The organism is Enterobacter chuandaensis, from assembly GCF_003594915.1.
Taxonomy (GTDB): domain Bacteria; phylum Pseudomonadota; class Gammaproteobacteria; order Enterobacterales; family Enterobacteriaceae; genus Enterobacter; species Enterobacter chuandaensis.
In genome coordinates, this window is sequence record NZ_QZCS01000008.1 from 148,095 (window position 1) to 173,967 (window position 25,873).

At 57.0% G+C, this 25,873-nt stretch carries 24 protein-coding genes; 17 read left to right on the forward strand and 7 right to left on the reverse strand.

Annotated features, from left to right (window positions below; translation table 11 throughout):
* Positions 1-76 precede the first annotated feature (76 nt).
* On the reverse strand, positions 77-2,629 hold the full coding sequence (mrcA, locus tag D5066_RS14365; RefSeq protein ID WP_119916345.1) for a peptidoglycan glycosyltransferase/peptidoglycan DD-transpeptidase MrcA: 2,553 nt from the start codon (positions 2,627-2,629) through the stop codon (positions 77-79).
* Between the two features lie 120 nt (positions 2,630-2,749).
* Here mrcA and D5066_RS14370 point away from each other — a divergent pair, with 120 nt between their 5' ends.
* The 12 genes from D5066_RS14370 (at position 2,750) to trpS (ending at position 12,718) form a co-directional block, all read left to right on the forward strand.
* Positions 2,750-3,526 carry a type IV pilus biogenesis protein PilM gene (locus D5066_RS14370; protein ID WP_119916346.1) on the forward strand — a complete coding sequence of 259 codons (777 nt, stop codon included), beginning with the start codon at positions 2,750-2,752 and terminating at the stop codon, positions 3,524-3,526.
* Positions 3,523-4,017 carry a PilN domain-containing protein gene (locus D5066_RS14375; RefSeq protein WP_119916347.1) on the forward strand — a complete coding sequence of 165 codons (495 nt, stop codon included), beginning with the start codon at positions 3,523-3,525 and terminating at the stop codon, positions 4,015-4,017. The genes D5066_RS14370 and D5066_RS14375 overlap by 4 nt, the downstream gene beginning before the upstream one ends.
* 3 nt (positions 4,018-4,020) lie before the next feature.
* Positions 4,021-4,482: a HofO family protein gene (locus D5066_RS22925; RefSeq protein WP_165853349.1), complete on the forward strand. Its 462-nt coding sequence runs from the start codon at positions 4,021-4,023 to the stop codon at positions 4,480-4,482.
* A complete protein-coding gene (locus tag D5066_RS14385) occupies positions 4,472-4,876 on the forward strand; it encodes a HofP DNA utilization family protein (RefSeq protein WP_119916348.1) in 405 nt (134 codons plus the stop codon). Before D5066_RS22925 ends, D5066_RS14385 begins: the two co-directional genes overlap by 11 nt.
* A complete protein-coding gene (gene hofQ / locus D5066_RS14390; protein WP_119916349.1) occupies positions 4,788-6,026 on the forward strand; it encodes a DNA uptake porin HofQ in 1,239 nt (412 codons plus the stop codon). The genes D5066_RS14385 and hofQ overlap by 89 nt, the downstream gene beginning before the upstream one ends.
* A 286-nt stretch (positions 6,027-6,312) precedes the next feature.
* On the forward strand, positions 6,313-6,834 hold the full coding sequence (aroK, locus tag D5066_RS14400; RefSeq protein WP_003861630.1) for a shikimate kinase AroK: 522 nt from the start codon (positions 6,313-6,315) through the stop codon (positions 6,832-6,834).
* Between the two features lie 57 nt (positions 6,835-6,891).
* Positions 6,892-7,980 (forward strand): 3-dehydroquinate synthase, encoded by a 1,089-nt coding sequence (aroB, locus tag D5066_RS14405; protein WP_041911921.1) that lies wholly within the window; start codon positions 6,892-6,894, stop codon positions 7,978-7,980.
* Positions 7,981-8,072: 92 nt separating this feature from the next.
* Positions 8,073-9,368, forward strand: coding sequence for a cell division protein DamX (gene damX, locus D5066_RS14410; protein ID WP_119916351.1), 1,296 nt, complete (start codon positions 8,073-8,075; stop codon positions 9,366-9,368).
* Between the two features lie 67 nt (positions 9,369-9,435).
* Complete coding sequence (gene dam, locus D5066_RS14415) at positions 9,436-10,248, forward strand: adenine-specific DNA-methyltransferase (RefSeq protein ID WP_080329033.1); 813 nt, start codon at positions 9,436-9,438, stop codon at positions 10,246-10,248.
* A 41-nt stretch (positions 10,249-10,289) separates the two neighbouring features.
* A complete protein-coding gene (gene rpe, locus D5066_RS14420; protein WP_119916352.1) occupies positions 10,290-10,967 on the forward strand; it encodes a ribulose-phosphate 3-epimerase in 678 nt (225 codons plus the stop codon).
* Complete coding sequence (gene gph, locus D5066_RS14425; RefSeq protein ID WP_080329031.1) at positions 10,960-11,721, forward strand: phosphoglycolate phosphatase; 762 nt, start codon at positions 10,960-10,962, stop codon at positions 11,719-11,721. The genes rpe and gph overlap by 8 nt, the downstream gene beginning before the upstream one ends.
* Positions 11,714-12,718 carry a tryptophan--tRNA ligase gene (gene trpS, locus D5066_RS14430; RefSeq protein ID WP_080329030.1) on the forward strand — a complete coding sequence of 335 codons (1,005 nt, stop codon included), beginning with the start codon at positions 11,714-11,716 and terminating at the stop codon, positions 12,716-12,718. Before gph ends, trpS begins: the two co-directional genes overlap by 8 nt.
* Positions 12,719-12,862: 144 nt before the next feature.
* Here trpS and D5066_RS14435 read toward each other — a convergent pair whose 3' ends face one another.
* From D5066_RS14435 to nirB, 4 genes are all read right to left on the reverse strand, one after another.
* Positions 12,863-13,033, reverse strand: a complete 171-nt coding sequence (locus tag D5066_RS14435; RefSeq protein WP_080329029.1) for a YhfL family protein — start codon at positions 13,031-13,033, stop codon at positions 12,863-12,865.
* Positions 13,034-13,171: 138 nt separating this feature from the next.
* The gene (gene cysG, locus D5066_RS14440; protein WP_119916353.1) at positions 13,172-14,545 is read right to left on the reverse strand and encodes a siroheme synthase CysG; all 1,374 of its coding nucleotides are present in this window, start codon (positions 14,543-14,545) and stop codon (positions 13,172-13,174) included.
* A 135-nt stretch (positions 14,546-14,680) separates the two neighbouring features.
* Positions 14,681-15,007, reverse strand: coding sequence for a nitrite reductase small subunit NirD (gene nirD, locus D5066_RS14445; RefSeq protein WP_080329027.1), 327 nt, complete (start codon positions 15,005-15,007; stop codon positions 14,681-14,683).
* Positions 15,004-17,547, reverse strand: a complete 2,544-nt coding sequence (gene nirB / locus D5066_RS14450; RefSeq protein WP_080329026.1) for a nitrite reductase large subunit NirB — start codon at positions 17,545-17,547, stop codon at positions 15,004-15,006. Before nirB ends, nirD begins: the two co-directional genes overlap by 4 nt.
* A 240-nt stretch (positions 17,548-17,787) precedes the next feature.
* Between nirB and D5066_RS14455 the strand changes: the two genes are divergently transcribed.
* Complete coding sequence (locus D5066_RS14455; RefSeq protein WP_119916354.1) at positions 17,788-19,104, forward strand: cytosine deaminase; 1,317 nt, start codon at positions 17,788-17,790, stop codon at positions 19,102-19,104.
* A 3-nt stretch (positions 19,105-19,107) separates the two neighbouring features.
* Here D5066_RS14455 and tsgA read toward each other — a convergent pair whose 3' ends face one another.
* Positions 19,108-20,292 (reverse strand): MFS transporter TsgA, encoded by a 1,185-nt coding sequence (gene tsgA, locus D5066_RS14460; protein WP_119916355.1) that lies wholly within the window; start codon positions 20,290-20,292, stop codon positions 19,108-19,110.
* A 276-nt stretch (positions 20,293-20,568) separates the two neighbouring features.
* On the opposite strand from tsgA, the gene ppiA reads away from it, so the two are divergent.
* From ppiA to argD, 4 genes are all read left to right on the forward strand, one after another.
* Complete coding sequence (gene ppiA, locus D5066_RS14465) at positions 20,569-21,141, forward strand: peptidylprolyl isomerase A (protein ID WP_119916356.1); 573 nt, start codon at positions 20,569-20,571, stop codon at positions 21,139-21,141.
* Positions 21,142-21,246: 105 nt separating this feature from the next.
* Positions 21,247-21,831 (forward strand): putative adenosine monophosphate-protein transferase Fic, encoded by a 585-nt coding sequence (locus D5066_RS14470; protein ID WP_119916357.1) that lies wholly within the window; start codon positions 21,247-21,249, stop codon positions 21,829-21,831.
* 30 nt (positions 21,832-21,861) lie between these two features.
* Complete coding sequence (gene pabA / locus D5066_RS14475; protein WP_119916358.1) at positions 21,862-22,425, forward strand: aminodeoxychorismate synthase component 2; 564 nt, start codon at positions 21,862-21,864, stop codon at positions 22,423-22,425.
* Positions 22,426-22,511: 86 nt separating this feature from the next.
* Entirely contained in the window at positions 22,512-23,732 is a 1,221-nt protein-coding gene (gene argD, locus D5066_RS14480) for a bifunctional acetylornithine/succinyldiaminopimelate transaminase (protein ID WP_208861688.1), read from the forward strand.
* Here the strand turns inward: argD and D5066_RS14485 are convergent.
* Positions 23,729-25,816 (reverse strand): YccS/YhfK family putative transporter, encoded by a 2,088-nt coding sequence (locus D5066_RS14485; RefSeq protein ID WP_119916360.1) that lies wholly within the window; start codon positions 25,814-25,816, stop codon positions 23,729-23,731. The genes argD and D5066_RS14485 overlap by 4 nt on opposite strands.
* Positions 25,817-25,873 lie beyond the last annotated feature (57 nt).

Genomic DNA, 25,873 nt, shown 5'->3' on the forward strand with positions numbered 1-25,873 from the left:
ATAAAAAAGCCGGGTGGCGGCTTCGCCTTGCCCGGCCTGGATTTCTTTGCCCGGTTTTTACCGGGCATTTTTATGCTTAAAACAGCTCGTGCGTCTCGCCGTTATCAATAATCTCTGTACCCACCTCGTGCACCGCCTGTGTGGTTGGCTGCGTACCTTCGATGAAATACTCGGCACGGCTATTACCGCCGTTCGCGAGCTGGCCGGTGCTGCGGTCAATATTAACGGTCACCACGCCCGGAGGCGGCGTCAGCGGCTGCTCTGGCACGCCTTCAAGCACGGATTTCATGTACGCATCCCAGGCGGGTTGCGCGCTTTTGGCGCCGCCTTCGTAACCGGAAATCTGATCTTTAATCGCGCCGGAGGCGGTCGTACGACCTAAGTCACGGCGGTGGTCGTCGAAACCGATCCAGACTGACGTTACCACGCCCGGACCGTAGCCGGAGAACCACGCATCTTTCGAACTGTTGGTCGTTCCGGTTTTACCGCCGATATCGTGACGCTGCAGATCGCGTCCTGCTCGCCAGCCGGTACCCTGCCAGCCTGGTTCACCGAAGATGTTGGTGTTCAGCGCGCTCTTGATCAGGAACGCCAGCGGCGTGTTGATCACGTGCGGGGCGTATTCCTGCGCGCCGGTTTGCGCCACCAGCGACTGGTTAGCCTGCTCCAGCTGCGGCTGCGGCACGACGATATTCGGCTGCTCCTGAGAAACAGCAGGGTCTTCCATGTCCTTATTTTCGAGCACATCGGATTTCGGCGTGTTGCCGTAAATGACCGGAATATCACACTCAGGGCAAGCAATTTTCGGCTTCGCTTCAAACAGCACGCCGCCCTGGTCATTCTCGATTTTACTGATGAAGAATGGGTCAACCAGGAAGCCGCCGTTGGCCATCACCGAGTATCCGCGCGCGACCTGAAGCGGCGTAAAGGAGGCTGAACCTAACGCCAGCGATTCGGTGCGAACGATATTCTGCGCCGGGAAACCGAAGCGTTGCAGATACTCTGCCGCATAGTCGACACCCATTGCGCGCATGGCTCGTACCATCACTACGTTTTTCGACTGTCCCAGACCCTGGCGGAGACGAATAGGGCCGGCATACTGCGCAGGGGAGTTCTTCGGCTGCCAGTCGGAACCAGCACCAGCATCCCAGCGGGAGATCGGTACGTCGTTAAGGATGCTGGCAAGCGTCAGTCCCTTATCCATCGCAGCCGTGTAGAGGAACGGTTTGATGTTGGAACCCACCTGACGCAGCGCCTGCGTGGCGCGGTTAAATTTGCTCTGGTTGAAATCGAACCCGCCGACCAGCGCCATTACCGCCCCGTTCTGTGGGTTGATAGAGACCAGAGCCGAGTTCACATCCGGCACCTGCGCCAGCCACCAGGCATCGCCCACCTTGCGCACCCAGATTTGCTGCCCGGTCTGTACCACGTCGGTCACTTTGCGCGGCGTTGGCCCTTGCAGGGTGTCTGAACGGTATGGACGCGCCCAGCGAATACCGTCCATACGCAGGGAGACGGACGTGCCGTCCGCCAGCGTCGCAACGGCTTCCTGAGGATCGGCCTGCGTCACCACGGCGGGAAGGAGCGGGCCATAAGTTGGCAGCGCTCTCAGCGTACTGGTGATTTTTTTGCTGTCCCAGGCACTCTCACCCACTTTCCAGAGCACGTTCGACGGGCCGCGATAGCCGTGACGCATATCGTAGTCCATCACGTTATTGCGCACCGCGTCCTGGGCCGCCTGCTGTACTTTGCGGGTGACGGTAGTGTAAACGCGATAGCCATCTTCATACGCCTTATCACCATAACGATTCACCATCTCCTGACGCACCATTTCGGTCAGGTATGGGGCAGAGAAGGCGATCTCAGGAGCGTGATAGTTGGCGTCAATAACGTCGTTACGCGCCTGGTCGTACTCGCTCTGACTGATATAGCCTTCGCTCAGCATACGTGACAGAACGACGTTACGACGTGAGGTGGCACGATCGAGCGAGTAGAGCGGGTTGAACGTGGAAGGCGCTTTAGGCAGACCGGCGATGGTTGCCATTTCGCTTAAGGTGAGCTGCTCAACAGGCTTACCGAAGTAGACCTGTGCGGCAGCCCCCACGCCATAGGCGCGGTAGCCCAGGTAGATTTTATTGAGATACAGCTCAAGGATCTCGTCCTTGCTCAGCAGTTGCTCAATACGAATCGCCAGGAACACCTCTTTGATCTTACGTGTCAGCGTCTTTTCAGGGCTGAGGAAGAAGTTACGCGCCAGCTGTTGCGTAATGGTACTCGCCCCCTGAGAGGCGTGACCGGAGAACAACGCAATGCTCGCGGCGCGGAAAATCCCCACCGGGTCGACACCGTGGTGCTCGTAGAAACGGCTGTCCTCCGTGGCGATAAACGCTTTCACCATGACGGGGGGGATTTGGTTTAAGGTCAGCGGGATACGACGCTTTTCGCCATACTGCGCCATCAGCTCGCCATCGGCGCTATAGACCTGCATCGGGATCTGGAGCCGCACATCGCGAAGCGTGGCGACATCAGGTAGCTGTGGCTCAATATATTTGTACAAACCGTAAATCGAGCCTGCTCCCAGCAGAATGCAACAGACTGCAAGGATGAATAAATACTTTACGAACTTCACCGGAGATTTCCCATTTGGTTTCACTTGGGCAGTTTCTAAACAATCGCGCGGTAGTATAAAGGCAAGCCTGATTCATTGATATAGCCGTCAAGGTGACGGGCGATAAGGAGATCGTGAAGCATGGCTTTAAAAACATGGCAAACGGGCGTTCATATTCAACAGGATAGGGTGCTGATTGTTGCGCTGGTCAAGGCGCGAACCGGCTGGTGCTTACGCCGCTGGTGGGCCATTCCTCTGGCCGAAGGCATCATCCGCGACGGCAAAATAAGTCAGCCAGAACAGTTGGTTGAGGCGTTACGCGAGTGGCGGAAAACGTTGCCGCACTATCACCGGGTGTTTCTCTCCTTTCCGGCTGCACGCACCCTGCAAAAAGCGCTTCCCAGACCAGCCGTTGCCCTGCGCGACAGCGAGCAACTCACGTGGCTGGGGGCGGCGCTCTCGCGCGAACTGGAGATGTCGGCAGAGTCCCTCTGTTTTGATTACACCCAGGATACGTTCAGCAATACGTTTTACGTGACTGCCGCACAAAACAAAGAGGTTGAAACGCTTCTGGCACTGGCGAAAACGCTACGTTTGCGGCTGGCGGCTATCACCCCGGACGCCAGCGCGCTGGCGAACCTGCTGCCAGCGGTGGGGCCGACGCAGTGTGTCGCCTGGCGGGATGCGCATCAATGGCTGTGGGCCATGCGCCATCAGTGGGGGCGTCGTTATACCACTGAAGCTGAAAACGTCGCTGAACTGGCGGCGCTGCTGGCCCTCAACCAGCACGACATTACGCTGTTTGATACCCAACGGAATCCATGGGAAACGCTGCAGCGCTGCCATGCGCTTCTTCCCGAAAGTGGGGCTGACTATACCGTCGCGCTGGCGCTGGCCATGAGCGAGGTGCCTGAATGAACGTCACCAACCTCCTTCCCTGGCGTCAGCAGCGACGCACGCGATGCCTGCGTTTCTGGGGAACCGTGTTTTTCGGCGCATCGCTGCTGATGCTCATAGCCGTTTTCACTCTGCGAATGAACCATCTCGTGACGCTGCGCGCGCTGCAAACGCAACTGGTGGGAATGCAGTCCGTGCAGCGGGGGCTTGTCTCTCGTCAGAGACTCACTGCGGAGGCACAGAAACCTGCGCGTATGCTGCAACGACGCGCATGGCAACCGGTACTGGAATCCCTTTCCGGCACCATTCCGACGCAGGTCTGGCTAACAGAGCTGCGTTATCAGCCTCCAGCGCTGATGTTGATCGGGTATGCCGCCACCCTGCCGGCCCTCTCTGCCCTGCGCGATGGGTTGGGACAGCTCGCTGGCTTTATGCCTGGCCCTGAGGGGGAGCTCCGCCAGGATAGCCAGGGGCGCTGGATGTTCACGCTGCACCTGAAAAGTGAGGGATAACGCGTGAACACCTTGTCAGAACGCTGGTGTGCAAGCCGCCCCTGGTGCCGTCTGGCCTGCGGAGGGCTGGGTATTTTTCTTGTGGTGCTGGCAGCGTGGAGCATATTGCTCCGGCCAGTAGAGCGGCAGTGCGCGGAGCGACAGCGACAGCTGATACAGAATGCGCGGACTAACGCGTCGCTCTGGCCTGTCGCCATCCAGGTGCCGTTTCGCCCGGAAACCCAGGCGGCAGTGGAGATGCCGCCCTTTTCACCGCTCGACTTTCAGGGCGAGGGCATGGCATTGGTTCACTGGAAACCGTTGCAGAAGGGAGGCGAACTGGCGCTGGACGCGGAGTGGCAGACGATCACGCATGTTTTTTCCCGGCTGGCACAGCGGGATGTGAAGGTCGCTGCGTTCACTGTTTCGCCCCAGGGCGCGGCGTTACGCCTGCTGCTGACGCTGGAGCCAGATAATGCGAAATAGCGCGAAATATCTGCTGGTTTGCTCCGCGCTGTTATTGACCGGCATGCGCGATCCGTTTCGTCCACCGGACGATCCTTGCGCCACCGGTGAGCTGGCGCGATGGCACTACCGTGGAATGGTGGAGGGGCAGCAGGCCATCGCCATTTTGCAGGATGGACAACAGCGCTGGTATCGCCTGAAAGCGCAGGAGCGTTTCCCGGCTGGCTGGCGGATAACGGACATAAATGAAACGGAACTGTCCATTGCTGTGGGCGAAACATGTGAACCCGAACAATGGACGTGGCAACGAGAAGGAAAGGATAAAAATGACGTTAAGGATAGTGCTGTTGCTGCTGGCGTTCAGCCACCCGCTGTGGGCCGCCGCGCCAAAGCCGGTCACGCTGGTGGTGGATGACGTTCCTGTGGTCCAGGTGTTGCAGGCGCTGGTTGCACAGGAGAACCGTAATCTGGTGGTATCGCCTGATGTCAGCGGCACGCTTTCGCTCAACCTGACCCGCGTTCCCTGGCGGCAGGCGCTACAGACGGTTGTCACCAGCGCCGGGCTCGTTTTGCGTGAGGAGGGCGGCATTTTTTATGTTAATACCGCAGCATGGCAGCGTGAACAGCGAGAGCGTTCGGAACAGGAGAAGACGCGTCGACAGCTCGATGCGCCGCTGGTCTCACACAGCATCCCTTTTTCTTATGCTGATGCCGGGGGGCTACAAAAAGCGGCTGAAAAGCTCCTGAGTCCAAAGGGGAGTTTGTCTGTCGACAAACGTACCAACCGTCTGCTCATCAGGGATAACAAGGCGGTGCTGGAGACGCTGCAGCAGTGGGCGGCTCAGATGGATATTCCCGTCGAGCAGGTCGAACTGGCGGCGCACATTGTCACCATTAATGAAAAAAGCCTGCGAGAGCTGGGGGTGAAGTGGAATCTTGCCGAAGCCACCGAAGCGGGCAAGGTTGGACAGCTCACGACGCTTGGCAGCGATCTTTCCGTGGCCAGTGCTACCACGCATGTGGGGTTTAACATCGGGCGGATTAACGGCAGGCTGTTGGATCTGGAGCTGTCGGCGCTGGAACAAAAACAGCAGGTCGATATCATCGCCAGCCCGCGCCTGCTGGCCTCGCATATGCAACCGGCCAGCATCAAGCAGGGAAGCGAGATCCCGTATCAGGTTTCAAGCGGTGAAAGCGGGGCGACTTCGGTGGAGTTTAAAGAGGCGGTCCTCGGGATGGAGGTCACCCCCGTGGTCTTGCCCGGTGGACGCGTGCGTCTGAAGCTACACATCAGTGAAAACATGCCGGGGCAGGTTCTGCAGCAGGCCGATGGCGAAACGCTGGCGATCGACAAACAGGAGATTGAAACCCAGGTGGAGGTAAAAAGTGGAGAAACGCTGGCGCTGGGGGGAATTTTTTCACAAAAGAATAAAACCGGTAGTGACAGCGTGCCTGGACTGGGGAAAATCCCCTGGCTTGGTCAGCTTTTTCGCCACGATGGTAAGGATAACGAACGGCGTGAGTTAGTGGTGTTTATTACGCCACGTCTGGTCGGTATTCACTGACGGGCGACGATCCCCGCAATGATTTTGCATTCAGTTTGTTGCAGATGTTTGACGTGGGGCATGAATTAGCATACAAGGAGTACCGATTTGAGTCTGACTTACGTCTTATTACCTTATGCGCCCGACGCGGTGATTTAATCAGTTGCCAAACAAGCCGGAGTATTGAGATAATTTTTAGTCTGACTCTCGCTCTATTGCATATGAGGTTTCAGTTCATGTCCTGCTACGCTGGGTGTCTGCGAAGCAGGGATTACCATTAACGAATAGTCTTAGTAGTACCGATAAAATGGCAGAGAAACGCAATATCTTTCTGGTTGGGCCTATGGGTGCCGGCAAAAGCACTATTGGGCGTCAGTTAGCTCAACAACTCAATATGGAATTTTACGATTCTGATCAAGAGATTGAGAAACGAACCGGAGCTGATGTGGGCTGGGTTTTCGACGTAGAAGGCGAAGAAGGTTTCCGTGACCGAGAAGAAAAAGTGATCAACGAACTCACGGAAAAACAGGGCATCGTTCTGGCAACAGGCGGTGGCTCTGTGAAATCTCGCGAAACCCGCAACCGTCTCTCCGCCCGTGGCGTAGTGGTCTATCTTGAGACGACCATTGAGAAACAGCTGGCACGCACGCAGCGCGATAAAAAGCGCCCGCTGCTGCAGGTTGAAACGCCACCACGCGAAGTGCTGGAAGCGTTGGCCGATGAACGCAATCCGCTGTATGAAGAGATTGCCGATGTGACCATTCGTACTGACGATCAGAGCGCTAAAGTGGTTGCAAACCAGATTATTCATATGCTGGAAAGCAACTGATTCTGGCTTTATATACACTCGCCTGCGGGTAAAAGCATTAAAGGTGGATGTCGCGTCATGGAGAGGATTACAGTTACTCTCGGGGAACGTAGTTACCCTATCACCATCGCGGCTGGTTTGTTTAACGACCCAGCTTCCTTTTTACCACTTAAAGCGGGTGATCAGGCGATGCTGGTCACCAATGAGACGCTGGCTCCGCTTTATCTCGACCGCGTGCGCCATCTGCTTGAGCAGGCAGGCGTAAAAGTCGACAGTGTGATTCTGCCCGATGGCGAGCAGTATAAAAGCCTGACGGTACTGGATACCGTCTTTACCGCATTGCTGCAAAAACCGCACGGTCGCGATACAACACTGCTTGCCCTGGGCGGCGGTGTTGTGGGCGATCTGACCGGCTTTGCGGCCGCAAGCTACCAACGTGGCGTCCGTTTTATTCAAATTCCAACCACGTTGCTGTCTCAGGTTGACTCCTCTGTCGGTGGCAAAACGGCAGTCAACCATCCGCTCGGCAAAAACATGATTGGCGCGTTCTACCAGCCCGCATCGGTGGTGGTGGATCTCGACTGTCTGAAAACCCTGCCGAAGCGCGAGCTGGCTTCGGGTCTGGCTGAAGTGATCAAATACGGCATTATTCTGGATGGCGAGTTCTTTAACTGGCTTGAAGAGAATATGGATGCGCTGCTGCGTCTGGATGAGGCGAAACTGGCATACTGCATTCGTCGTTGTTGTGAGCTGAAAGCAGAAGTTGTCGCGGCAGACGAGCGTGAAACCGGCTTACGTGCTTTACTGAATCTTGGGCATACGTTTGGCCATGCCATTGAAGCCGAGATGGGTTATGGCAACTGGCTGCACGGTGAAGCCGTCGCGGCTGGCATGGTCATGGCAGCCCGCACCTCTGAACGTCTGGGTCAGTTTAAACCTGAAGAGACGGCACGTATCATCGCGTTGCTGGAACGTGCAGGTTTGCCGGTAACCGGGCCGCAGGAGATGTCGGCGCAAGCGTATTTACCCCACATGATGCGCGATAAAAAAGTATTGGCAGGTGAGATGCGTCTTGTACTCCCGCTTGCAATAGGGAAGAGTGAAGTGCGCGGCGGAGTGTCGCACGATGTCGTTCTTGGCGCTATCGCTGATTGTCAGCAGGCGTAACAACTAGAAAGGTCAGGCCACTGTTACCGGTGGTCGTTTAGCTTCAGGCGAAATGCAAAGACGTAGGCATAAGCCTTTGAGTGGGGTGTTAAATGGATGAATTCAAACCAGAAGACGAGCTGAAACCCGATCCCAGCGATCGTCGTACTGGTCGTTCTCGTCAATCTTCAGAACGTGATAACGAGCCGCAGATCAACTTTGACGATGTTGATCTGGATGCAGACGATCGTCGCCCTTCGCGCAGCCGCAACGCGCGTGATGAGCGAGAAGAAGAGGATTATGAGTCCGAAGAAGATTCAATGGACGAACAGCCTGTAGAGCGTCGCCCGCGTAAACGTAAAAAAGCCGCTGCGCAGAAACCGGCCTCCCGTCAGTACATCATGATGGGCCTTGGCGTTCTGGTGCTTGTGCTGCTGATTATTGGCATTGGCTCCGCGCTGAAAGCACCGTCTACGAACTCAACCGAACAAACCGCCTCCGCAGAGAAGAGCATCAACCTTTCTGGCAATGATGCGACGGATCAGGCGAATGGCACACAGCCTGCGCCGGGCACCACTTCTGCTGAGCAGACTGCGAGCAATACAACGACGCCGCAGGATGTTTCTCTGCCGCCCGTTTCGTCAACGCCTGCGCAGGGCCAGGCACCTGCCACGCCTGAAGGCCAGCAGCGTGTAGAAGTTCAGGGTGACCTGAACAATGCGCTAACGCAGCCGCAAAACCAGCAGCAGGTTGATAACGTCGTGGTGAACTCTACGCTGCCAACTGAACCTGCAACCGTCGCGCCGATTCGCGGTGCTACCGCTCAACCGCAGACTGCAGCAACGGAAACCAAACCTCACCAGACGCAAACTGCGACGCGTCCTGAGCGTAAGCAGGCGGTGATTGAGCCTAAGCGTGAAACTAAACCTCAGGCCGTAGTCAAAGCGCCTGAAGTGAAAGCCGCACCGGCACAGCCGAAACGCACAGAAACGGCTGCGGTAAGCGAGCCGGCTAAAGCGCCAGTCACGCAGACCGCGCCGAAAGCAACCGCGACCACAACGGCACCTGCTGCCACCACTGCGCCTGCCGCAACTGCATCCAGCACGGCAGCAGGTAAAACAGCGGGCAACGTCGGTTCCCTGAAATCTGCGCCATCCAGCAACTACACGCTGCAGTTGAGCAGTTCGTCTAACTATGACAACCTCAACGGTTGGGCGAAGAAATCGAATCTGAAAAACTACGTGGTTTATCAGACGACCCGTAACGGTCAGCCGTGGTACGTGCTGGTGAGCGGTGTGTATGCTTCCAAAGATGAAGCGAAACGCGCCGTGGCGACACTGCCAGCAGACGTTCAGGCGAAAAACCCGTGGGCGAAGCCGATTCATCAGGTGCAGGCCGATCTGAAGTAATGTTTAAAGCGCAGGATGCTGTCGGAGCTTTCTCCACAGCCGGAGAAGGTGTAATCAGTTAGTCAGCATGAAAAAAAATCGCGCTTTTCTGAAATGGGCAGGGGGGAAATACCCCCTGCTCGATGATATTAAAAAGCACCTGCCGAAAGGCGAGTGTCTTATCGAGCCCTTCGTGGGCGCTGGATCGGTATTCCTGAATACCGATTTTTCTCGTTATATCCTGGCGGATATCAACAGCGACCTTATCAGCCTCTATAACATCGTCAAGCTGCGTACCGACGAGTATGTGGAAGAGGCGCGGAAGCTGTTTACGCCAGAGAACAACCAGCCTGACGTCTACTACCAGTTCCGCACTGAGTTTAATCAGAGCCAGGATCCGTTCCGCCGCGCGCTGTTGTTCCTCTATCTTAACCGTCATGGCTATAACGGCCTGTGCCGGTATAACCTGCGCGGGGAATTTAACGTGCCGTTTGGTCGTTATAAGCGCCCGTATTTCCCGCAGGACGAGCTGTATCACTTTGCTGAAAAAGCGCAGAATGCAGAATTCCACTGTCTCTCCTACGAGGAGTGCATGGAGCTGGCTGGCGTAAACTCGGTGGTTTACTGTGACCCCCCTTACGCGCCGCTCTCTGCAACGGCGAATTTTACCGCCTACCACACCAACAGCTTTAGCCCGGCCGAACAGGCGCGTCTGGCGGAGATGGCGGAAAAGCTGGTCAGCAAAAGAATTCCGGTGTTAATTTCAAATCACGATACCCCTGATACGCGCGAATGGTACAAAGCCGCGAAGCATTTTCAGGTTAAGGTGCGGCGTAGCATTAGCAGCAACGGCGGCACACGTAAAAAGGTGGACGAACTTCTGGCTCTTTATCGCCCCTGAGCCGTTTTGCCCGCCGGTAAACACATTTCAAGGAGATGCGGATGAAACAGTTTTTGATTGCCCCCTCAATTCTGTCGGCCGATTTTGCCCGCCTGGGTGAAGACACCGCTAACGCACTGGCGGCGGGCGCGGATGTCGTCCATTTCGACGTTATGGACAACCACTACGTTCCCAACCTGACGATTGGCCCAATGGTGCTTAAGGCGCTGCGTAACTACGGCATTACCGCACCGATCGACGTTCACCTGATGGTGAAGCCCGTCGACCGCATAGTGCCTGACTTCGCCGCAGCGGGCGCCAGCATCATCACTTTCCATCCTGAAGCCTCCGAACACGTTGACCGTACGCTCCAGCTGATCAAAGAGAACGGCTGTAAAGCGGGTCTGGTGTTTAACCCGGCCACGCCGCTGAGCTATCTCGACTACGTAATGGATAAGCTGGACGTGATCCTGCTGATGTCCGTTAACCCGGGCTTTGGTGGCCAGTCATTTATCCCTCAAACGCTTGATAAACTGCGGGAAGTGCGCCGTCGTATTGATGAGTCGGGTTATGACATTCGTCTGGAAGTGGACGGCGGTGTGAAAGTGAATAACATTGGTGAAATTGCGGCAGCGGGCGCGGATATGTTCGTTGCAGGTTCGGCGATTTTCGACCAACCGGATTACAAAAAAATCATTGATGAAATGCGCCGAGAGCTGGCGAAGGTAAGTCATGGATAAATTGCAGGCAATTCGGGGTGTGGCGTTCGACCTCGACGGTACGCTGGTCGACAGCGCGCCGGGCTTAACGAGCGCCGTTGACCAGGCGCTGTATGCCCTTGAGCTGCCCGTTGCGGGTGAAGAGCGCGTGGTGACGTGGATTGGTAACGGTGCCGACGTGCTGATGGAGCGCGCGCTGACCTGGGCTCGCCAGGAGCGCGCATCGCAGCGTTCCGCGCAGGGAAAACCGAGCGTCGATCACGCCGATATCCCTAAGGACGAGCAGCTGCGCATACTGCGGAAACTGTTCGATCGTTTTTATGAAGAGACGGTCGAGGAGGGAAGCTTCCTGTTCCCGGACGTTCTGGAGACGCTGAGCGCGCTGCACGCGAACGGCATCCCGCTGGGACTGGTGACCAACAAGCCGACGCCGTTCGTGGCGCCACTGCTGGAAGCGCTGGATATCGCGAAGTATTTCTCCGTGGTTGTGGGCGGGGATGACGTGCAAAACAAAAAGCCGCATCCGGAACCGCTGTTGCTGGTGGCAGGAAAATTATCCTTAACACCTGCGGAGCTGCTCTTTGTTGGGGATTCACGCAATGATATTCTGGCTGCCCGAGCGGCTGGGTGTCCTTCCGTCGGATTAACCTATGGCTACAACTACGGTGAAGCCATTACGCTGAGTGAGCCGGATGTTGTGTTCGACCACTTCAAAGATTTGTTGCCCGCACTCGGGCTTTCGCACAGTGAACATCAGGAATTGAATAATGACTAAGCCCATCGTTTTTAGTGGCGCACAGCCTTCAGGTGAATTGACCATTGGTAACTACATGGGTGCGTTACGTCAGTGGGTTAGCATGCAGGATGACTACCATTGCATTTACTGCATCGTAGATTTGCATGCTATCACTGCGCGCCAGGATCCTGAGAAGCTGCGCAAAGCCACCCTGGACACCCTGGCCCTCTATCTGGCCTGCGGTATCGATCCAGAGAAGAGCACCATTTTCGTTCAGTCCCATGTGCCAGAGCACGCGCAGCTGGGCTGGGCGCTGAACTGCTATACCTATTTCGGTGAGCTGAGCCGCATGACCCAGTTCAAAGACAAGTCTGCGCGCTACTCCGAAAACATTAACGCCGGTCTGTTCGACTATCCGGTGCTGATGGCGGCGGACATCCTGCTGTACCAGACTAACCAGGTGCCGGTGGGTGAAGACCAGAAGCAGCACCTGGAGCTGAGCCGCGATATCGCCCAGCGCTTTAACGCGATCTACGGCGACGTCTTCAAAGTGCCAGAGCCGTTTATTCCGAAATCCGGCGCGCGCGTGATGTCGCTGCTGGAGCCGACCAAGAAGATGTCCAAGTCTGACGATAACCGCAACAACGTTATCGGCCTGCTGGAAGATCCGAAATCGGTAGTGAAAAAACTCAAGCGCGCGGTCACCGACTCCGACGAGCCGCCTGTGGTGCGCTACGACGTGCAGAACAAAGCGGGCGTCTCCAACCTGCTGGATATCCTCTCCGGCGTGACCGGGCAGAGCATTCCTGAGCTGGAGCAGCACTTCGAAGGTAAGATGTACGGCCACCTGAAAGGTGAAGTCGCGGATGCCGTTTCCGGCATGCTGACTGAGCTGCAGGAGCGCTATCATCGCTACCGTAACGATGAAGCCTTCCTGCAGAAGGTGATGAAAGAGGGCGCGGAAAAAGCCAGCGCGCGTGCGTCCGAGACCCTGAAAGCGGTGTACGAAGCGATTGGGTTTGTTGCGAAGCCGTGAGCCTGTTTGCCGGGTGGCGGCTTCGCCTTACCCGGCCTACGGAACGGTGTAGGTCGGGTAAGCGTTAGCGCCACCCGACGAAAAAACCGCACTGTGCAAACAAAAAAACCGGGGACTCCCCGGTTTTTTTGTGCCTGAAAATGTTTACTGCTGTGCCGCCGGGCCGCAACCACCGATAACCTTCGAAATAGAGATCGCCGGGTGTAGCAGATAATCGTAGCTGCAGTTATTTTTGGTGTTTTGAACGTGACCGGTACAGGCCGTCAGGGTCGATAACAGGCCAACCAGAACGGCGGCTTTTGCCAGTTTGAACATACGCATTCCTTGTCTAAAAAATTGGATGTAATACGAGGGAATAAATGGAAAAGTTCCACTATGCGGGCGGTATGTTATCGGCAGCAGGTAGAGGGGAGTAGTCCGCATAAGGACTACTCGAAAAGGGAAGAATATGCGTTAGTGATTCGAGAACCAGTTCAGCTTATCGCGCAGTTCAACCACGCGACCCACCACAATCAGCGCCGGGCTTTCAACCTGCTGCGCCAGCTCACCGAGCTGCGTCAGTACGCCATTCACCACGCGCTGCTTGATTGACGTACCGTTTTCCACCAGCGCAACGGGCATATCCGCCTCCATGCCGTGCTCCAGCAGTTTCGCCTGGATAGTGGCGGCCTGATTCAGCCCCATGTAGAACACCAGCGTCTGCTTTTCAGCGGCAAGGTTATGCCAGTCAAGCTCGCTACCGGTTTTCAGGTGGCCCGTGACCAGACGCACGCTCTGGGCGTAGTCGCGATGGGTCAACGGAATGCCAGAGTAGGCTGAACAGCCGGACGCCGCCGTTATGCCGGGCACCACTGAGAACGGAATGCCTGCATTGCACAGGGTTTCCAGCTCCTCGCCGCCGCGACCAAAGATAAACGGATCGCCGCCCTTAAGGCGTACCACGCGCTTACCCTTTTGCGCTTCGCGCAGCAGGATCTGGTTAATCTCCTCCTGCGGCACGCAGTGGTAGCCCGCGCGCTTGCCGACGAAAACGCGGTCGGCGTCGCGGCGTACCAGGTTCATGATGTCATCGGAAACCAGGCGGTCATAAACCACGATATCGGCCTGCTGGATCTGCTGCAGCCCTTTTAGCGTCAGTAACCCTGCATCACCCGGGCCTGCACCTACCAGCACGACTTCACCACGGTGATCCAGCGGCTCGCTCAGCAGCTGCTCGGTCGTCTCTTCAACGGCTTTGGTGTCCTGATTCGCCAGCGACTGCGCCAGCCTGTCGTTAACGAAGAATTTCTCCCAGAAGCGGCGACGTTCGCCCACGGTTGAGAAGGTTTGCTTCACGCGGGAGCGGAGCTGTCCGGCGTAATGCGCAATATGACCAAGGTGCTGGGGCAGCACGGCCTCCAGTTTTTCCCGCAGCAGACGGGCGAGAACGGGCGAACGACCGCCGGACGACACTGCAATCATCAGCGGTGAACGGTCGATGATCGACGGCATGATAAAGCTGGCCTCTTTCGGCGCATCCACCACGTTGCAGAAAATGCGGCGCGCTTCACAGGCGTCGCTGACGCGCTGGTTCACGTCATCGTCGTCCGTCGCGGCAATCGTCAGCCAGCAGGTATCGAGCAGGGACTCATCAAACGCCCCCTGCACCAGCGTGAGCATCCCTTCCTGAGCCCAGACGTCAAACTGCGGGGCGAAGGTGAGGGCGTTGACGGTCAGCCGGGCGCCAGCCTCCAGCAGCAGGCGAGCTTTGCGTTCAGCCACATCGCCGCCGCCCACAAGCAGGCAGTCGCGATGGCGTAATTGACAGAAAATCGGCAGGTGGTCCACGACGTTACCTCACAGCATTCAAGGAGGGGGTAAGAATTGACGTCAGGATAACAGCAGGAATCGTACAGAACATACGGTTTTTCCTGCCGTTACCCATAAGGGGTCATAAGCCTTTCCTATTGAAAAGGCGGAGGGTTAGGCTTTGAGCTGCACCTTGCCGTCCTTCACGCGGACGTCGTAGTGCTTCACAGAAAAGCTTTCATCTTCCATGCAGTGCCCGTCGGTTAAGCGGAAACGCTGCTTTTTCAGCGGGCTGGCGACCCACAGCTCACCCTGATGCTCCGCAATCAGTCCGCGGGAGAGTACGCTGGCCTCGAAGAACGGGTCGATATTGCTGATGGCAAAGACCTGCTCATCGTGGCGAGGGCGGAAAATGGCGACCTGCTCGTTGCCCAACAGCGCACACACGCCGGTGGCGGGCAGAATGTCGTTAATCTCGCAGATGTTTACCCACTGGCTCATGCGTTTTCCTCCACCAGCGTCACTGGGATGCGTTCATACGGTGTTGCCGGGCGATGCTGTTCGCGCTCTGGCACAACCTGCACGTTCGGATCGCGCTGGGTGCTGTTGATAAAGTGTTTGAAACGCGTCTGCGCCGCCGGGGTGTTGACGGTTTCAGTCCACTCGCAGATCACCGCCTCGCGCAGGCGAGCCATCTCGGCTTCCAGATGCTCGTTCAGGCCCAGCTTGTCGTCGATGATCACCGCTTTCAGGTAATCGATGCCGCCTTCCAGGTTATCGAGCCAGGAGGCGGTACGGGTCAGCTTATCGGCGGTACGGATGTAGAACATCATAAAGCGGTCGAGATACTGAATCAGCGTGTCGCGATCGAGATCCGCTGCCAGCAGGTCCGCATGGCGTGGCTTCATCCCGCCGTTGCCGCAGACGTACAGGTTCCAGCCTTTTTCGGTGGCGATAATACCCACGTCTTTACCCTGCGCTTCCGCACATTCACGGGTACAGCCGGAGACGCCAAACTTCATTTTGTGCGGGGTGCGGATGCCTTTGTAGCGGTTTTCCAGCTCCACGCCGAAGCCGACGCTGTCGCCCACGCCGTAGCGGCACCAGGTGCTGCCCACGCAGGTTTTCGCCATGCGCAGCGCTTTGGCGTACGCGTGGCCGGTTTCAAAGCCCGCTTCAATCAGCTGACGCCAGATTTCCGGCAGGTCATCCTTCTGTGCGCCAAACAGGCCGATACGCTGGGAGCCGGTGATTTTGGTGTACAGGTTAAATTCACGGGCGATACGGCCCACGGCCACCAGTCCTTCCGGTGTTATTTCGCCACCGGCGGAACGCGGAATAACGGAGTAGGTACCGTCTTTCTGGATGTTCGCCAGGAAGTTGTCGTTGGTGTCCTGCAGCGGCGTGTGTTCCGGCTTGAGCACGTACTCGTTCCAGCATGAGGCCAGCAGGGAGCCGACGGTCGGTTTACACACTTCGCAGCCGTAGCCCTGGCCGTGCTTCGCCAGCAGTTCGTCAAAGGACTTAATACCTTCCACGCGGATCAGGTGATACAGCTCCTGGCGAGAGTAGGCGAAGTGCTCGCACAGGTTGTTATTCACTTCGATGCCCTGTTTCGCCAGTTCAGCGTTCAGCACCTGAGTGACCAGAGGAATACAGCCGCCGCAGCCGGTACCGGCTTTGGTTTCCGCTTTCAGTGCCGCCACGGTGTGGCAGCCTTTATTGATGGCGGAGATCAGCATGCCTTTGGTGACGTCGAAGCAGGAGCAAATCTGCGCGCTGTCCGGCAGTTTATCCACGCCGATAGACGGCTTGCCGCTGGAGGCATGAGCCGGGAGGATCAGCGCGTCCGGGTTTTCCGGCAGTTCGATGGCGTTCAGCACCAGCTGGAGCAGATTGCCGAAGTCGCTGGTGTCGCCCACCAGCACCGCACCGAGCAGGGTTTTGTTGTCCTGGCTGACGATGAGGCGTTTGTAGACTTCTTTGCTTTCGTCGAGATAGACATAGCTGCGGGAGTTCGGGGTGCGGCCATGCGCATCGCCAATACCGCCCACGTCCACGCCCAGCAGCTTCAGCTTGGCGCTCATGTCTGCGCCAGTAAATGCGTTTTCGCTGCCGAGGATATGGTCCACGGCGACCTGCGCCATTTTGTAACCCGGCGCGACCAGACCGTATACGCGGTTATTCCAGCTGGCGCATTCGCCGATGGCGTAGATATCCGGATCGGAAGTCTGGCAGGCATCGTTAATCATGATCCCGCCGCGCTGCGCTACCGCCAGGCCGCACTGGGTTGCCAGCTTGTCGCGCGGGCGAATACCGGTGGAGAAGACGATGAAGTCCACTTCCAGCTCGCTGCCGTCGGCAAAGCGCATGGTTTTACGCGCTTCGGTACCTTCCTGCACGATCTCTTTGGTGTTCTTGCTGGTGTGAACCTTCACGCCCATGCTTTCGATTTTACGACGCAGCTGGTCGCCACCCATGTGGTCCAGCTGTTCGGCCATTAGCATTGGCGCAAATTCGATGACGTGGGTTTCAACCCCGAGGTTTTTGAGCGCGCCAGCCGCTTCCAGACCCAGCAGGCCGCCGCCGACCACCGCGCCGCGTTTGCTTCGGCGCGCGCAGGATTCGATGGCGTTGAGGTCTTCAATCGTGCGATAAACGAAGCAATCCTGCGTCTCCGAGCCTTTAATGGGCGGGATCCACGGATACGAGCCCGTCGCCATGATCAGCTTGTCGTAAAAAACCGTACGCCCGGCGCTGGAGTGGATCACTTTTTCCTGACGGTTAATGGTGATGGCGCGTTCGCCCACCAGCACTTTTACGCCATGCTTCTCGTAGAAACCTTCACGCACCAGAGAGAGTTCTTCGGCGGTATGATGGGAGAAGTAGGAAGACAAGTGCACACGATCGTACGCCTTGCGGGGTTCTTCACAGAACACGGTAATATCGAACTGCTCAGCATCGGCTTTATCGAGAAGATCCTCAATAAAGCGGTGGCCGACCATGCCGTTACCGATGATAGCGAGTCTGACTTTGCTCATTTTTGCCTCGATTTCTTATCTATTACTGCCTACCTTAACGATTCAGCAGTAGCGCTTATTGATGTAAATCAAATACGTCTTCGCCTACTCCTTAGGTGGTATGAGCCTGATTTGTCAGGATTTTTATAAGTTGTGGAAATCGCAGGCTTTTCGATGTCGTCGATTTTGTGTACAAAACAAAGGCGGATTTTCAAACAAAAGTACGCTTTAACAACCGTTGCGTTTATCAGGGGAAATGAAATGTCTACAACACCGCTTTGGCTTGTACAGAATGTTCACTTACCGGGCCGGGAAGGACTGTGGCAACTCGCCATTGAAAACGGCCGATTTGGTGACATCACCCCAATGGACGATACCCACGCTGAGAGTTATGAAGTGTTAAATGCGCACGGTGGGCTCGCCATCCCGCCGTTTATTGAGCCGCATATCCATCTTGATACCACCCAGACGGCGGGTGAACCAAACTGGAACCAGTCCGGCACGCTGTTTGAGGGCATTGAGCGCTGGGCCGAGCGCAAGGCGTTGCTCAGCCATGAGGATGTGAAAGCGCGCGCGTGGAAGACGCTGAAGTGGCAAATCGCCAACGGCATCCAGTTTGTGCGTACCCACGTTGATGTCTCGGACCCAACGCTCACCGCCCTGAAGGCCATGCTGGAGGTGAAGCAGGAGGTCGCGCCGTGGGTGACGCTGCAAATTGTCGCGTTTCCGCAGGAGGGGATTCTCTCTTACCCGAACGGCGCGGCGCTGCTGGAAGAGGCGTTAAAACTGGGGGCCGACGTGGTGGGGGCGATCCCGCATTTCGAATTCACCCGCGAGTATGGCGTCCAGTCGCTGCATATCGCTTTTGAACTGGCGAAGAAGTATGACCGACCGCTGGATATCCACTGCGATGAAATTGACGACGAACAGTCGCGGTTTGTCGAGACGGTGGCAGCGCTGGCCTGTGAGGCCGGCATCGGCCCACGCGTGACGGCCAGCCACACCACCGCCATGCACTCCTACAACGGCGCATATACTTCGCGGCTGTTCCGGCTGCTGAAGATGTCGGGGATTAACTTCGTGGCTAACCCGCTGGTGAATATCCACCTGCAGGGGCGCTTTGACGACTACCCGAAGCGCCGCGGCATCACGCGCGTGAAAGAGCTGCAGGAGGCGGGCATAAACGTCTGCTTTGGTCATGACGACGTCTTCGACCCGTGGTACCCGCTCGGCACCGGCAATATGCTGCAGGTGCTGCATATGGGGCTGCACGTCTGTCAGATGATGGGCTATCCGCAAATCGACAGCGGTCTGGATCTCATCACCCATAACAGCGCCCGAACCTTTGGCCTGCGCGATTATGGCATTGCGACGGGAAACCCGGCGAACCTGATTATTCTTCCTGCGGAGAGTGGCTTTGAAGCGGTGCGCCGTCAGGTGCCGGTGCGCTGGTCGATTCGTCAGGGGCGGGTGATTGCGACCACGCAGCTGGCGCAGACGTGGATCCAGACGGACGTTGGGGGAGAAGAGGTGAGTTTTGCCAGAAACAGCCCCTCTGCCGATCGCAAAGGGGCGTAGGGATTAGTGAGACGCCGCTGCCGCGTTGTGCTGGCGGTGGCGGGTCACGAAGCCCAGGATGAAGCACATGATGAACACCACGGCGTACAGACCGTTCGCGGTGTGCAGCGCCGCCAGCGGGCCGCTGTGGGCGACGATCGGGCCCGTCACCACGAAGGTCAGCATGGTGCCGATGGTGCCGCAGGTCAGCACGAAGTTAACCAGCTTCGGCGAGGCCACTTTAGTCTGGAGGGAGCCCAGGGTGATGATTGAGGTGTAAATCGCGCTGGAGAAGAAGCCCAGGGGCAGAATGAACCACGGCATATGCTCCGGTGAACCGTTGATGAACAGGTACATCAGCACGGTCGCCAGGCCCGCCAGAACGGTCAGGATGCGCTGCAGGTCGAAGAAACGCAGGATGAAACTAAACGCCCACATGCCGAACATGTAAGACATCCAGAAATCGCTCACCAGTTTGCCCGCGTCGTTCAGGCTCATACCCAGGCCTTTCGCGTATTCCGGTACCCAGGAGATAAAGCCCAGCTGGCCCAGAATGTAGCACAGCGCGGCGATGGAGAGGAACAGCACGCCGATACCCCATTTCTCTTTCGCGACGGGCTCTGCGGTGGTTTGCGCTTTTTTGCCCAGCACCGGGAACTCACAGCCGAAGGTCAGGATAAAGATCGCCACGTAGACGAGGCCGATGCAGGCGTATACCCAGTACCACTCAATGCTGCGCGCCAGCAGAACGGCGGCAACCATCGGGAAAATCATCCCGGCCATGCTGAAGAAGGAGTCGGTAAACAGCAGGCGCGCGCCGCGCTGGCGGCCTTCATACATATGGGTAATAAGGAACGTACCGATCGACATGGTGATCCCGCTGACCAGACCGAGCACGAACATGGCGGCGGAGAACAGCGCGATGCTGTGGCTCAGCATCAGGCCCGCCACGGCAGCGACCATCAGCACAAAGCCAAAGCGCAGCTGGGTTTTCAGCGGGACGATTTCCATCAGCCAGGCATTCAGGAAGATAGAGATCAGGATCCCCGCGTTGAGGAAGGTGAAGGTGTTACTCATGCTGGAAACGGGCAGCTGGAAGTAGTCTGCGATATTTCCCATCACCATCCCGGTGACGATTACCAACGCGCCGGTCAGGGCGTAGGAGAAGAAGCTGATCCATGTGAGCTTGATGCGATTGCTGTTAGTCATGTCTGGCCTGTTAGAAAAAGAAAAGCGCCGAGGGGGCGCTGAGAGCGGGCAGATTTTAGTCGCTAAAGTGATCTATTCCTATCTTTTAAAGGCAATGAATATTCAATTGCAGATTTTAGTGTGATCTAAATCACACAAATGCGGGCATAACCAATCGTTTGCGCGGTAATAATTGTTTCAATTTCGTAAAATTAGGTAAAAGGCTGGTCTCGGTTCATACTGCTCTTTAGAATCAAGCCATTCGCTTTTTATACTGCGCTTTGTTAAGGAATTCTCATGCTCAAATCAACACTGGCGGCTATCGCAGCTGTGTTTGCTCTTTCTGCCGTTTCCCCTGCTGCGCTGGCAGCCAAAGGGGACCCTCACGTTCTGCTGACCACCTCTGCCGGGAACATTGAGCTTGAACTCAATAGCCAGAAAGCTCCGGTTTCTGTGAAAAACTTCCTCGACTATGTAAACAGTGGTTTCTATAACAACACCACATTCCACCGCGTGATCCCGGGCTTCATGATTCAGGGCGGCGGCTTCAACGAGCAGATGCAGCAGAAACAGCCGAATCCGCCAATTAAAAACGAAGCGGACAACGGCCTGCTGAACAAACGCGGCACCATCTCCATGGCGCGCACGGCGGATAAAGACAGCGCTACCAGCCAGTTCTTCCTCAACGTGGCGGATAACGCCTTCCTCGACCACGGCCAGCGCGACTTCGGCTATGCGGTCTTCGGTAAAATCGTGAAAGGGATGGACGTGGCGGACAAGATTTCTCAGGTACCGACTCATGACGTCGGCCCGTACCAGAATGTACCGTCTAAACCTGTCGTGATCCTCTCTGCGAAAGTTCTGCCATAAGCTTCTTTGACACGGGCGATCCTCGCTCGTGTTGTGACCCCTCCCTGCGAAAGCGCGTTTTGCTGCTTATACTTGTGGCAAACGGACTATTCAGGGAGGCGTTAAGTGAAAAAACTCACCGATAAGCAAAAATCCCGTCTCTGGGAACAGCAGCGTAACGTCAATCTTCAGGCCAGTTGTCTCCTTGAAAAAGGTAATGGTCCCTCAGAACCCCACATCGAGACGCTGGAGCTTGGGCCTTCCGCGCCCGGGCTGCCCCATCTGTGCCTTATTCACCGCCATCTGTATCACAGCGAGATGAAGCGGGCAGGCGAATTCCGTACCGACGATATTTTTAAGGGTGACATTCCCTTCTGTCATTTCGAGTACATCGAGAAGATGGGTAACGAGCTGATGGCGGCGCTGGAGAGCGATAAGTATCTTGTGGGTCTTGAGAAAACGGCGTTTGTTGACAAAGTCAGCCATTACTACTGTGAAATCAACATGCTGCATCCCTTTATACGCGGTAACGGCATTGCGCAACGCGTCTTCTTTGAGCAACTGGCCCTCCATGCGGGTTACGCGCTGGACTGGCGGGATATCGATCCCGGGCTGTGGGTGGCGGCGAACCGAAGCGGGGCCACGGGGGATTTGAGCGCACTAAGCGCTATCTTTGCCAAAGTAGTGAGCGTAGCGCGGGAATCTGAGTAGAATAGGGAGGCATTTTTTTCGGGAGCCGCCATGATTCTGCTGATTGATAACTACGATTCCTTCACCTGGAACCTTTACCAGTATTTTTGCGAACTGGGTGCAGAGGTGGTTGTCCGCCGCAACGACGAGATCGGCATGGCCGACATTGAGACGCTGGCTCCGCAGAAAATCGTGATTTCGCCGGGGCCGTGTACGCCGTCGGAATCGGGCATTTCTCTGGATGTTATCCACCACTATGCCGGCAGGCTGCCAATTCTGGGCGTCTGTCTGGGGCATCAGGCCATTGCCCAGGTATTTGGCGCAACAATTGTCCGTGCCGCAAAAGTGATGCACGGAAAAACCTCGCCAGTCACGCACACCTGCACGGGCGTATTTACGGGGCTGAATAATCCGTTAACCGTGACGCGCTACCATTCCCTGGTGATTGACCCGCCGACGCTGCCCGACTGCTTTGAAGTCACCGCCTGGAGCGATACGCAGGAGATCATGGGCATTCGCCACCGCGAGTGGGATCTCGAAGGCGTGCAATTCCACCCGGAAAGTATCCTCAGCGAGCAGGGGCACGCCCTGCTGGCAAATTTCCTTCATCGCTGAATATCTGTTGCCTTGTTGTGATTTTTTATGCATATTTTGTGATTATATTTTCACAATAACTGTGACGTAAAATGGATGGGCATGACATGGCAACTGAACAACCAGCAATTACCCGCGCAACATTCGATGAAGTGATTCTGCCGATTTATGCACCGGCTGAGTTTATCCCGGTGAAGGGGAAAGGCAGCCGCGTCTGGGATCAGCAGGGCAAGGAGTATGTGGATTTCGCGGGCGGCATTGCGGTTACGGCGCTGGGTCACTGCCATCCTGCGCTGGTGGAGGCACTGAAAACCCAGGGTGAAACCCTGTGGCACACCAGCAACGTGTTCACCAACGAACCGGCGCTGCGTCTGGGTCGTAAGATCATTGATGCCACCTTCGCGGAACGCGTGCTGTTTATGAACTCCGGCACCGAAGCGAACGAAACCGCCTTTAAGCTGGCACGCTACTACGCAACCACGCGCCATAGCCCGTATAAAACCAAAATCATTGCCTTCCATAACGCCTTCCACGGACGCTCCTTCTTTACCGTCTCCGTTGGCGGCCAGCCGAAGTATTCCGACGGCTTCGGCCCGAAACCGGCCGACATCGTCCACGTGCCGTTTAACGATCTGCACGCGGTGAAAGCGGTGATGGACGACCATACCTGCGCGGTAGTGGTGGAGCCAATTCAGGGTGAGGGCGGTGTGACCGCAGCAACCCCGGAATTCCTGAAAGGGCTGCGCGAACTGTGCGACGAGCATCAGGCGCTGCTGGTCTTTGATGAAGTGCAGTGCGGGATGGGGCGTACCGGAGAACTGTTTGCCTATATGCACTACGGCGTGACGCCGGATATTCTGACCAGCGCCAAAGCGCTCGGCGGCGGTTTCCCGGTGAGTGCGGTGCTGACGACGCAGGAGATTGCCTCCGCGTTCCACGTCGGGTCTCACGGCTCCACCTACGGCGGTAACCCGCTGGCGAGCGCCGTGGCAGGTGCCGCGTTCGACATCATCAACACCCCTGAGGTGCTAAACGGCGTCAGCGCAAAGCGTGAGCTGTTTGTGCAGCATCTCCAGCAGATTAACGATAAGTACGACGTCTTCAGCGAGATCCGCGGCATGGGGCTGCTGATTGGCGCGGAGCTGAAGCCGCAGTACAAAGGCCGCGCGCGCGATTTTCTGCACGCAGCCGCCCACGAAGGGGTGATGGTGCTCAATGCCGGGCCGGACGTGATGCGCTTTGCGCCGTCGCTGGTGGTAGAAGACAAAGACATTGAAGACGGGTTAACCCGCTTTGCTGCGGCGGTTGAGAAGATCGTAAAGAGCTAATACTCGGTGCGTTTTAACCGCCGCGTTAACCAAATGCCGTGATGCGGGCGCTGACGCCATGCCACCGACGAAATGGTGTGCATGGTGTTCAGATGTCCCAGAACGCGCTGCAAATGCTGCTCCAGGGTGCTCATCGGCCCGTGGGTCAACGTCTCCGGTGCTTCCAGAATGTTCGAATCTCCCGACTCACCCGGCGCGTCATACTCCAGACGCTGCTGACACCGCTGCAACGCAATTTCACACGACTGCAAATAGCGCTGCGCCAGATCCGGCGTCAGCATCGTGTGCTCGCGCGCCAGCGTGGTCATGGCGTTAATGTGCTCGACGATAAACTGGCTGTGCGTCACCCACAGCTTCATGTCCGCCAGATAGTGCGCGTTAAAGCCCGGCTCCTGCATCGCCTGATTCAGCGAGTTAAACAGGGCGTTATGCGCCTGGTTGACCTTCATACGTTCGTAAGCCAGCGGGGAAGGCTGCGGGTCGTCGCTCAGGATCAGACGAATGGCCTGCTGGTCAGCTTCCAGCGCGTCGTGGGCGTTCTGCCTCAGCAGCCCGCTCTGCCACTGCGGCCACAGCCAGACCATGCCGCCAAAGGCGATCAGGCAACCAATCAACGTGTCGATCAGCCGGGCAACGATGAACTGTTCGCCGTTAAGCGTAAGCAGCTGCAGGGTATACACCGCCGTCACCGTAAAGCCCACCATCGCCCAGCCGTAGTTTTTGCGGATGATAAGGTAGCTCACCAGCGTGATCGCCAGCATGCCCGCCAGGGTATAGCCCTCGGGTACGTGGAAGTGCAGCGTCACGCCCGCAATGATCAGCCCCGCCATCGTGCCGCCTGCCCGGTGCAGAATGCGCACCCGCGTGGCGCCATAGCCGTTCTGGGTAACAAACAGCACGGTCATTAAGATCCAGTACGGTTTCGGCAGGTGCAGGGCCATTCCCATCAGGCTGGCGATGCTGAGCATGACGCTAATCCTTGCGGCGTTGCGCAGGGCGGATGATTTCAGCGACAGGTAGCTTTTGAGGGCGGGCAGCAGCGGCAGACGTTTTTGTTTATCCGCCATAAGGTCTCGGGGATAAAGCGGTCGCTGGGTGCGCAGCACGCGGGCGATGCGGCTGAAGTGCCAGGCGGCGAACTGGCCGACCGGGTTTTCCGGGTGCTGGCGGGCAATTTTCTCCAGCGCGCCGAGTTGTTTGTCCATGGTAAAGCGCGTGGGGTAGCGGTGGTAGAGAATATCATCCGCCAGCACCCGCAGGCGCGCGGAGACGGTCTGCGCGTTCCAGCGGATCACCGCTTCGGCATGGCTGCGCTCAACCAGCTTTTGCACCTCCTGCGGATGATGCAGGCTTACGGAAATATGCTCCTGCAAATCGAGCCCGACCTGGAAGGTGCGCAGCAGCCGTTTGTATTCGTGATTTTTGTTGGCGGCAAGCATGTGCAGTTGCTGATAGCACTGGCTTATCAGGTCTACCACCTTTTGCTGGCGCGCAAGCAGCGGCGGCAGCGATTTTTCCGGGTCAGTGTGCTGGGTAAGCAGGGTATATTTCGCTTCGCAATAATCGGCCAGTTGGCGGTAGAGCAGGCTCAGGGATTCGCGCAGCGGCTGTTCACGCCACAGCCAGAACCAGAACCAGTTAAACAGCCCGTACCACAGCGTGCCGAGGGCGTAGATCAGCAACGGCTCCCACATGGGCATATTCCCGGCGAGGCTCAGGGTGAAGATGGCCGCAATGAGTGACGCGGGAAGCAGACGGGCGTGCAGCGAGCTGATTTCGGCGGTGACGCCGAGCGTCATCGCCAGCACGGACAGGATCAGCGGCAGCGGAATGTCGCGGGCCAGTAAAAGCTGGACGGCAAGGCTACAGCCAGCAAACAGGCTGCCACCGATAATCAGGCGTTTGAAAAAGCGTTTATGCGGCGTGTCCAGACCGGCAATGTTGCAGCAGGCGGGGACGAGGGAAAACAGCAGACCCTGCTGAAGATGTCCGAGGATCAGGCCCACGGCCACGGGAAGACACAGCACCAGCGTTTGTCGCAGTGCGTAGTTAACTTCCGGGTGATAGATCAGCCTGCGCCACATGGGGAATAGAGACAAAAACGGCGTGACACCCTGCGGTGACACGCCGTTTGACCGGGA